We start from the raw sequence: 8,070 nt of genomic DNA on the forward strand, positions 1-8,070 counted from the left end.
GAACTTTTTTATGGTCATCTACATAACTAAGGTTTGAATAAATCAAAAAATCTGCCGAGTAAGAGTATAGATAATGACCGTTGAATAAAGAGTTGTCATATAAATTAGTGAATAGACAAACATAAATGATGCCCACTTCTCTGAATTCATTCGCTTGTAACCTAAAATACTTAAACAAATCCATATAAAACCTAGAAAAAAAGACATAAGCACAAGCCCTATGCTTAAAGAACGGAAAAGAAAACTGCTTAAGGTTATTGCTAAGATATAAAGATTGGTTTGCAAGTATGTTCTTTTCATTCCTTTTACAACAGGTAACATGGGAATGTTTGCTGCCTTGTATTCATTTTGCTTTCGAATAGCTATTGAGTAAAAATGCGGCATCTGCCAAATAATTGTAATGAAAAATAATCCCAGAATAGCTGGGTGTGAGATGTCTGTTGAAATAGCCGTCCAACCAATGAGAGGCGGCATTGCCCCAGAAATACTACCAATTTCTGTGTTGTAAACGGTTTTTCTTTTACTCCACATTGTATAAGGGAAAATATAAAAAAGTAAACCAATCAATCCTATAATAGCTGCTAGATAGGTTGTAAATGCTAAAAAAATCAATCCTAAAATAGACATTAAGATACTAAGCCATAGAACTTTTTTAAGATTGACTTCTCCTGTTACAGTAGGTCTGTTTTTTGTTCTATTCATCACGGAATCTATGTCCCTATCATACAAATTGTTTAAAGCTCCAGCAGCACCAATTAATAAAATTGAACCTGTAAATGCAAATAGTATCTCAATAGATTTATGAAGGATGTCAATTTGATAAGTGTATAATGCCAAGGTTAAGCCAGCACACATTGGGATTAAATTTGATGTAATAATTCCTGATTTAACTGTTTGAGCGATTATGTCCCTTTTCGTTTTGTGAATTTTTTTCCCCATCTTTCGCATTGTTTTGCTCCTTTTCCATAGCGATTAATTGTTTATGCTGTACATCAAGATATATACCATATAGAATTAATATACTAATTGGTATATTAATTCTATATGGTATGATTGTCAAGATAAGGAGGTAAAGGAATGATTAGACAAAGAAAAACGCAAAATGAAAGGAAAGATGAAACACGGAAATTACTCATAAATTCTGCAGTTGAGAATTTCGCCAAGTATGGTTTTCATGGGGTCTCCATTGATAAATTGGCAGAATATGCGGGATTTAGCAAAGGGGCCTTTTATGCGCATTTCCATTCAAAGGAAGAGATCTTTCTGGCTCTATTGGAACAACAAATGCAATTACATGTTAAAAAAATCAATGCTTTATTAGCAGAACAGCCTTCTCTTTTACACTTTCCAGAAAAAATGAATCAACAGTCTATTCAAAATTGTGAAGAAAATCGGACGTGGAGCCTGCTAAATATGGAATTTCTTTTGTATTCAATGAGAAATGAGGAAGTAAGGTGTCAGTGGTCAAATATGATCCTACAATCGGTAAAACAAATCTCTCAATCCATTGAGAATTTAATAGAAAAAGAGAATCTTACATGTACTCTTTCACCTGAAGAAATGGCATGGACAATTCTCTCATTGGAAAATGGTATAGCAATATTTCATTTTATTAGTCAAGACCATATACCACGTGATTTATTAGAAAAATCCTTAAAAAGATTAATTTCCTATAAATAGAAATTAAGGTTCCTTAGTTTGAATGTGGTGGAGAAAGTGATTCTAGAAAGGAGGATTATAAGAAGTGTATTTGAAATATATCCAATTAATGTCAGCTGACGATTGTGGGAACTTAGCTAGCCAATCCCTTTGTATAACTGAAATGTTTTTATGGGAATTAGGGAAAAGAATTCAAACGAAAGATTGTGAGGCTATTGTTTTTATATGTGGATCTTTTAAAGACTACAAATTAATTAGTACTTCTAAAAATGAACCTGACATCTTATTTTTAAAAAATACTTACGAGCTAGAAGTACCCTTCTGTTACAGTGAATTTCAAAATGCAACAAATAAGAAAAAGATCTTAGCTGATACTTTGGAAAAAGCGATGCTCTATCTGTGTGAATTAAAAAATTGGGACAGTCAGCTCGTCAAAGCGACATTTCAAAAAATGAAAGAAAAGAAATATAAAGCTGAGATAAAAGGAAAACAAACAAAACTAAGCCCCGATAAAAAAAAGAAAGCATATCCTCTGATCGAGTTAGATCTAAAGCAGTTTACTCTCTATCTTGTCATTGAAGACAATAAAAGAAAGATATTATCTAAAAAACTAATTGCTAAAACCGATATCTATTTGGAAGAAATTTCTTATCATATGCGAGAGCTTAAGTGGTTAACTGATCATGAAGTAGCACTATTCAAACATACAAATAAACCTGTTTATACAAGTTTACGGTTATTGTGATAAGACAAACAGATGTTATTTTTACAGGAGATCAGAAAATCTTAAGCGAATTCGGACTTTATATCATTTGAAGAATATATACAAACTCCGTGACATGTTTTGTTAGGAGAGTAAATGAAATGTTTAGTAGTTTAGAAAGATGAATCTAATGTAGCTACCATCCTCATGGGATATGGCACTTGAACAATGAAATACTTGAAGAATCTGATGCAAATGCAAATTTTCTATTTAACATAAAAGTCTAGATGAGAATTTACAAACAATGAGAGAAAGGGGAAAGGTCCATGAAGTTCAGCCAAGATAAACAAGGCTTAATCAATGATTTGAAGCAGCGCTATCAATACTTGTTAGATTCCGCTTATCCAGATGATATCGTCTCTTTTGAAGAAGAAACTGGTATGCCCTCAGATGATTTTTATTTATTTTTTTCACTTGTTGCAGGCAGCTTAAGTTATGTGATCGATAATAAACGAATACCAAAAAAATAGTTAAACGTGCTACGTCAGTCATTTGAAGAGCAATATCCACAAATTAAAACCTATCAACATATTCTTGAATCGTATCCTTTATTACATTCCTATATCCAGTACCATGAGGAAACAAGAAAACGAATCATTGCATTTATACAATAACCTCTTGGAGGACAAACAATGACAAGGTTTTTAGATGGAAAAATCAGAAGCAAATCCCTGATTTCGATATCAGTCATCTAAAGCAAATCAATGAATTCCACTACTTTAAAGAGTATAATGAATATGACGACTTGATCAATTGTTTTGCTTTTGCACATCCAATATGAATCTAGTATCGAATTGAATGGTGCTAGTTTATCTACATATCTGCTACTCATGTTTCCCCATCCCAACACAGAAAGGTGCAATGACATTGAATCGAATCTTGAAATGGCTCTTATTTGCGGCGGTCATCGCTGGCTTATTGGTATGCGCATTCTTTGTGTTCCGTTTCAACCAGCCTAAACCGACTACAAACATCCATTATGCAGACACACAAAATAAACAGCAAACCCTCGATATGTATATGCCGAAGGGCAAAGATGAAGACAAAAAGAAGAAGCATCCAGTCATGATCTATCTCCATGGCGGCGGCTGGACAGGCGGCGATAAGAATAGAGTCGCTTCAAAGGCTGATTATTTTACAGGTCAAGGATATGTGTTTGTTTCGATGAATTACAGGCTTCACCCTAATGCCAACTATGAGCAGATGGCAGATGATACGGCAAACGCCATTAAATGGGTGAAGGATCATGCGGATGAATATCAAATTGATTCATCAAAAATCAATGTCATGGGTCACTCAGCGGGCGGTCATTTGACGGCGCTGGTTGCCACAGATTCGACCTACTTAAAACGTGTGGGGCTGTCGCCAACAACGATCAATTCCATCGTGATTTTAGATGGGCCGTTAAACATTAATCAATTTATACAAGCCATCCCATCGTACAAAAAAGTCTTTGGCAAACAAGAGGAGAATTGGACAAAGGCATCACCTGTTACTTATATGAATCAAAAGAATTTACCGCCTGTCTATTTGGTGACGGGCTGGGAAAATCCTGAGGTGTACAGATTTGCTGAAAAACTGAACCATGATAAAGGCTCTCGGTTTGTTTTTCGGGTGCATACGCTGAGCCACAGTGACCTGAATAAATGGTTTGGATCAGACAGAGCGTCAAAAGAAGCACAAAAAATGACGGAGGCTGTGATGGCTTTTGTCAAAAAACAAAATCAATAACGAAGACCATATGCTAGGCAATCCATTTTGTTGCAGTTATGATAAAACCTAAGTGGTTTGTTATTAAAGGAGTGTATGTCGTTGTCATCACGAATGGAAAATAAAGTGTTCAACTGCGAAAAGGAGCTGACGCTGAATATTATCGGCGGTAAGTGGAAAATGCTGATTTTATGGCATCTGGGCAGAGAAGGGACAAAACGTTTTGGTGAGTTAAAGTCGTTAATGCCTGGGATTACGCAAAGAATGCTTGTCAATCAGCTAAGAGAATTAGAGGAAGATCACATTGTGCACCGGGAGGTTTATCCTGTCGTCCCGCCAAAGGTTGAGTATTCTCTCACAGAACTAGGAGAAAGCTTAATGCCGATTTTAGAGGCGATGTATGATTGGGGAAAACAATATCTCGACAGCAATTTCTTAAAAGATGATAAATAGAAAGACTACCGATTGTAGGGCTAAAATAACTTTATTTTAGCCCTTTGTCTTTACCCTGAGATACTGCCCAAAAGACAGTATCTTTTTTGTAACCATATGCGGAAAAGTATAGTATGTAAAAAAAAAGTGCGTACTTACATTGCGTCATTCCTGTTGTTATACTCATTTCATCGTTCAAGATGCATCATCCGCGGAGCTCTTGAAGATGAGATGAAAAACGGGAGTGAAAGTTGATGAAATTACAATTAGCATTAGATTTAGTGAATATACCAGAGGCCATTGAGCTGATCAAAGAAGTAGAAGCATCTATTGATGTGGTCGAAATTGGGACACCTGTTGTGATTAACGAAGGGCTTCGTGCTGTAAAAGAAGTCAAGCAGGCTTTTCCGAATTTACGTGTACTCGCTGATCTAAAAATTATGGATGCTGCCGGCTATGAAGTGCAGCAGGCATCCGAAGCAGGAGCAGATATCGTCACCATTCTTGCAGCGGCAGAAGACATGTCCATTCAAGGAGCGGTGAAAGAAGCGAAAGCAAGAGGAAAACAAATTTTAGTTGATATGATTGGCATCAAAGATATCGCAGGCCGTGCAAAAGAGCTGGATGCGCTTGGAGTCGATTATATTTGTGTGCATACAGGCTATGACCTACAAGCGGTTGGTCAAAATTCATTTGCTGATCTTATGACGATTAAAGAAGTTGTCAAGCAAGCGAAAACAGCGATTGCAGGTGGAATTAAGCTTGATACGTTACCTGAAGTCGTGAAATTAAACCCTGATTTAATCATTGTCGGCGGCGGTATCGCAAGCCAGGACAATAAAGCAGAAGTGGCTGCACAAATGAAGCAGCTGATCGCACAATCATGAAGACCAGCGACTATGTGAAAGCCATTTTAAATGAGCTTTCTGAGCATTCGTCAGCCATTCAAGACGAACAAGCAGAGCGCCTGGTCACAAGTATTTTATCTGCACAAAAAGTCTTTGTGACAGGTGCAGGCAGATCTGGCTTGATGGGAAAATCGTTTGCGATGAGACTTACTCATATTGGCGTCAAGGCATATGTAATTGGTGAAACGAATACGCCTTCTTTTACAGAAGAGGATCTTTTGATTGTGGGGAGCGGCTCTGGCCGTACAGAGTCTTTACTTGTCCTTGCAAAAAAAGCAAAAGCATTTGGCGGAAAAGTGGCAACGTTCACGCTTTCTGCTGAGTCACTTTTAGCTGATCTATCGGATGAAGTCATCTTATTGTCAGGTGCACCGAAGGATCAACAGGAAGGAAACCATCATACCATTCAGCCAATGGGCTCACTATTTGAGCAGTCGCTTCTTCTGACATACGATGCGGTCATTTTAAGGTTAATGGAAATAAAAGAGCTCGACACACATACAATGTACGGTCACCATGCAAATTTAGAATAGATATTTTCAAAGCCTTTCCTTTCTTAAAAGGAGAGGCTTTTTCATTTAAAACAAGATCAGAATCTTGACATCATCTATTTGATGTAACTATAATTGTTACATCGTTAAAGAAAAAGTGCAGCACGGAAGGAAGATGAACATGAAAGTACAAATTTGGTCAGATATCGCCTGTCCTTTTTGTTATATAGGAAAAAAACAGCTGGAAACAGCGCTAGAACAATTTCCAGAGAAGGAACAGGTAGAGATAGAGTTTAAAAGCTTTGAGCTTGATCCACATGCACCTGTTGATGTCGATCATGACGTTCACGATATGCTTGTCAAAAAATATGGCATGAGCCGCAGCCAGGCCATGGCAATGAATGAGCAGGTGAAGCAGGCTGGTAAAGAGAAAGGAATCGATTTTCAATTCGATCCGCTCGTGTTGACAAACACTTTTGATGCTCATCGATTGGCGCAATATGCTGGTCAAAAGGGGAAAGGTGATTTCGTCATGGGAGAGTTGTTTCAAGCGTATTTTACAGATGGAAAGCATGTTGGTGACCGTCAAACTCTTTTAGACATTGCAGAAAAAGCAGGTCTTGACTTAAAGGAAGTAGAGCAAGCTCTTGACAGCGAGGAATTTGCAGATCATGTCCGAAAAGACGAACAAGAAGCGAGACAGCTTGGTATCAATGCTGTTCCATTTTTCTTGATCAATGACAAGTATTCAGTTGCAGGTGCACAGCCAGCAGATACGTTCCTGCGCGCACTTGAAACAGCTTGGACAGAGGAAGCAGCTCAAGCAGAGAAAGCTGCTGACAATGCGTTTGAAGCAGCATGTGCAGATGGCGTATGTGCGGTGCCTTCCCCTAAAGAAGAGGCGTAATAGATATGTTCCCTATCTTTTTATAAGATGGGGATTTTTTATTGATTCATGATGAATGAGGGGAAACACATGTCTTTCATTTCAGGGAGCCGAACCATTCACGCCTTATGCTGGAATCTAAAATAAAATGAGCCACCTGCGGCAAGGGCTCATTTTATTCGTTTGATCGTTTCACCTGGAACCAATTCAGGCTCGTAAAACGTTTGATCAGGTAGATTCTTTTTCCCTTGTACTTTTTTAATCATCCAGTCTGCTGCATCACGGCCCATTTGCTCCTGTGGATGGGTCAGTGTTGTCAGCTTCACATGGGCATTTTTCTGGGCAATATACGAATTATCCTGTCCAATAATCGAGAGATCATCTGGAATGGACAGCCCGATTTCGCTGCATACGCTGGCGACTTCTAATCCCACCTCATCGTTATAGCAAACAAGGGCGGTCAGTTCATGTCTGTGCGCCATCAGAAATGTGTGAATTTGCTCCCCCAAATGCTGCTTCGATTCTGTATCGAAAAAGAGCACATGCTCAGGCAGGAAATTAAGCTTCGCTTCACCTAGCGCTTGAATATAGCCCTTCATCCGATATTTCCCCTGTAAATCATCTGTTTTTGAAATAAGTCCAATTTGCTGATGGCCCGAGGTGATCAGCTCTTTTGTGGCTAAATAGCTGGACTTCACATCATCTAAACAGAGAAAAGGAACCTCTAGCTGCTCATAATAGGCATTGATCATAATGAGCGGTACATCCTGTTCTTTAAAGGATAAGTAGTACGAAATGTTTGGATTATATAAATTGCTTTTCGTCGGCTCGACAATAAGTCCGTCCACCCCAAAAGACAGCATCATTTCCAGTGCTTTTTTCTCCTGCTCAACATCGTTATTTGTGCTTGCCAGTAACAAGGAATAGTTCTCTTCGTTTAATCGGCTTTCAATGCCTCGAATGATGGAAGGGAAAATGTAATCGGATATGTATGTTGTAATGACCCCAATCGTTTTCATATGTGCATGTCCCGCAGGTTTTGTTTGATATTGATTGGTCACAAATGTGCCTGAACCTTTTTCGCTGCGCAAAAATCCTTCGCTGGACAATTCCAAAATGGCTTTTCGAACTGTATGTCTGCTTACTTGATACATGTCTTGCAGGCTTGATTCGGTTGGAATGCGCTCCCCGATCCGATAATCCCTGTGTAGTTTGTTTTAT

10 protein-coding genes and 1 pseudogene are annotated in these 8,070 nt (G+C 38.3%); 8 read left to right on the forward strand and 3 right to left on the reverse strand.

From position 1 onward, the window contains the following. Positions 1–42 precede the first annotated feature (42 nt). Positions 43–948 carry a heme o synthase gene (gene cyoE, locus AOQ70_RS02975; protein WP_099663475.1) on the reverse strand — a complete coding sequence of 302 codons (906 nt, stop codon included), beginning with the start codon at positions 946–948 and terminating at the stop codon, positions 43–45. A gap of 129 nt (positions 949–1,077) precedes the next feature. Here cyoE and AOQ70_RS02980 point away from each other — a divergent pair, with 129 nt between their 5' ends. The 3 genes from AOQ70_RS02980 (at position 1,078) to AOQ70_RS20150 (ending at position 2,892) form a co-directional block, all read left to right on the forward strand. Beyond that, positions 1,078–1,680 (forward strand): TetR/AcrR family transcriptional regulator, encoded by a 603-nt coding sequence (locus AOQ70_RS02980; RefSeq protein ID WP_059374815.1) that lies wholly within the window; start codon positions 1,078–1,080, stop codon positions 1,678–1,680. Between the two features lie 64 nt (positions 1,681–1,744). Then, on the forward strand, positions 1,745–2,404 hold the full coding sequence (locus AOQ70_RS02985) for a hypothetical protein (RefSeq protein WP_059374818.1): 660 nt from the start codon (positions 1,745–1,747) through the stop codon (positions 2,402–2,404). 284 nt (positions 2,405–2,688) lie between these two features. After that, positions 2,689–2,892, forward strand: a complete 204-nt coding sequence (locus AOQ70_RS20150; RefSeq protein ID WP_371412185.1) for a hypothetical protein — start codon at positions 2,689–2,691, stop codon at positions 2,890–2,892. Positions 2,893–3,113: 221 nt separating this feature from the next. Here the strand turns inward: AOQ70_RS20150 and AOQ70_RS19505 are convergent, their stop codons facing one another. Next, positions 3,114–3,254: a hypothetical protein gene (locus tag AOQ70_RS19505; protein WP_156417731.1), complete on the reverse strand. Its 141-nt coding sequence runs from the start codon at positions 3,252–3,254 to the stop codon at positions 3,114–3,116. Between the two features lie 29 nt (positions 3,255–3,283). Between AOQ70_RS19505 and AOQ70_RS02995 the strand changes: the two genes are divergently transcribed. The 5 genes from AOQ70_RS02995 to AOQ70_RS03015 all read left to right on the forward strand — a co-directional run bounded on the left by AOQ70_RS02995 (position 3,284) and on the right by AOQ70_RS03015 (position 6,870). Next, positions 3,284–4,153 (forward strand): alpha/beta hydrolase, encoded by an 870-nt coding sequence (locus AOQ70_RS02995; RefSeq protein WP_059374820.1) that lies wholly within the window; start codon positions 3,284–3,286, stop codon positions 4,151–4,153. 75 nt (positions 4,154–4,228) lie between these two features. Further along, the gene (locus AOQ70_RS03000; RefSeq protein WP_012010675.1) at positions 4,229–4,585 is read left to right on the forward strand and encodes a winged helix-turn-helix transcriptional regulator; all 357 of its coding nucleotides are present in this window, start codon (positions 4,229–4,231) and stop codon (positions 4,583–4,585) included. 233 nt (positions 4,586–4,818) lie between these two features. Next, a complete protein-coding gene (hxlA, locus tag AOQ70_RS03005; protein WP_039180128.1) occupies positions 4,819–5,451 on the forward strand; it encodes a 3-hexulose-6-phosphate synthase in 633 nt (210 codons plus the stop codon). After that, on the forward strand, positions 5,448–6,005 hold the full coding sequence (gene hxlB, locus AOQ70_RS03010) for a 6-phospho-3-hexuloisomerase (RefSeq protein WP_059374821.1): 558 nt from the start codon (positions 5,448–5,450) through the stop codon (positions 6,003–6,005). The genes hxlA and hxlB overlap by 4 nt, the downstream gene beginning before the upstream one ends. Positions 6,006–6,144: 139 nt before the next feature. Then, complete coding sequence (locus tag AOQ70_RS03015; RefSeq protein WP_059374823.1) at positions 6,145–6,870, forward strand: DsbA family oxidoreductase; 726 nt, start codon at positions 6,145–6,147, stop codon at positions 6,868–6,870. Between the two features lie 149 nt (positions 6,871–7,019). Here the strand turns inward: AOQ70_RS03015 and AOQ70_RS03020 are convergent. Then, positions 7,020–8,051 (reverse strand): annotated as a pseudogene (locus AOQ70_RS03020) (substrate-binding domain-containing protein); the annotation flags it as partial. Positions 8,052–8,070: the final 19 nt, after the last annotated feature.

The organism is Bacillus sp. AM 13(2015), from assembly GCF_001518755.1.
Lineage (GTDB): Bacteria > Bacillota > Bacilli > Bacillales > Bacillaceae > Bacillus > Bacillus safensis.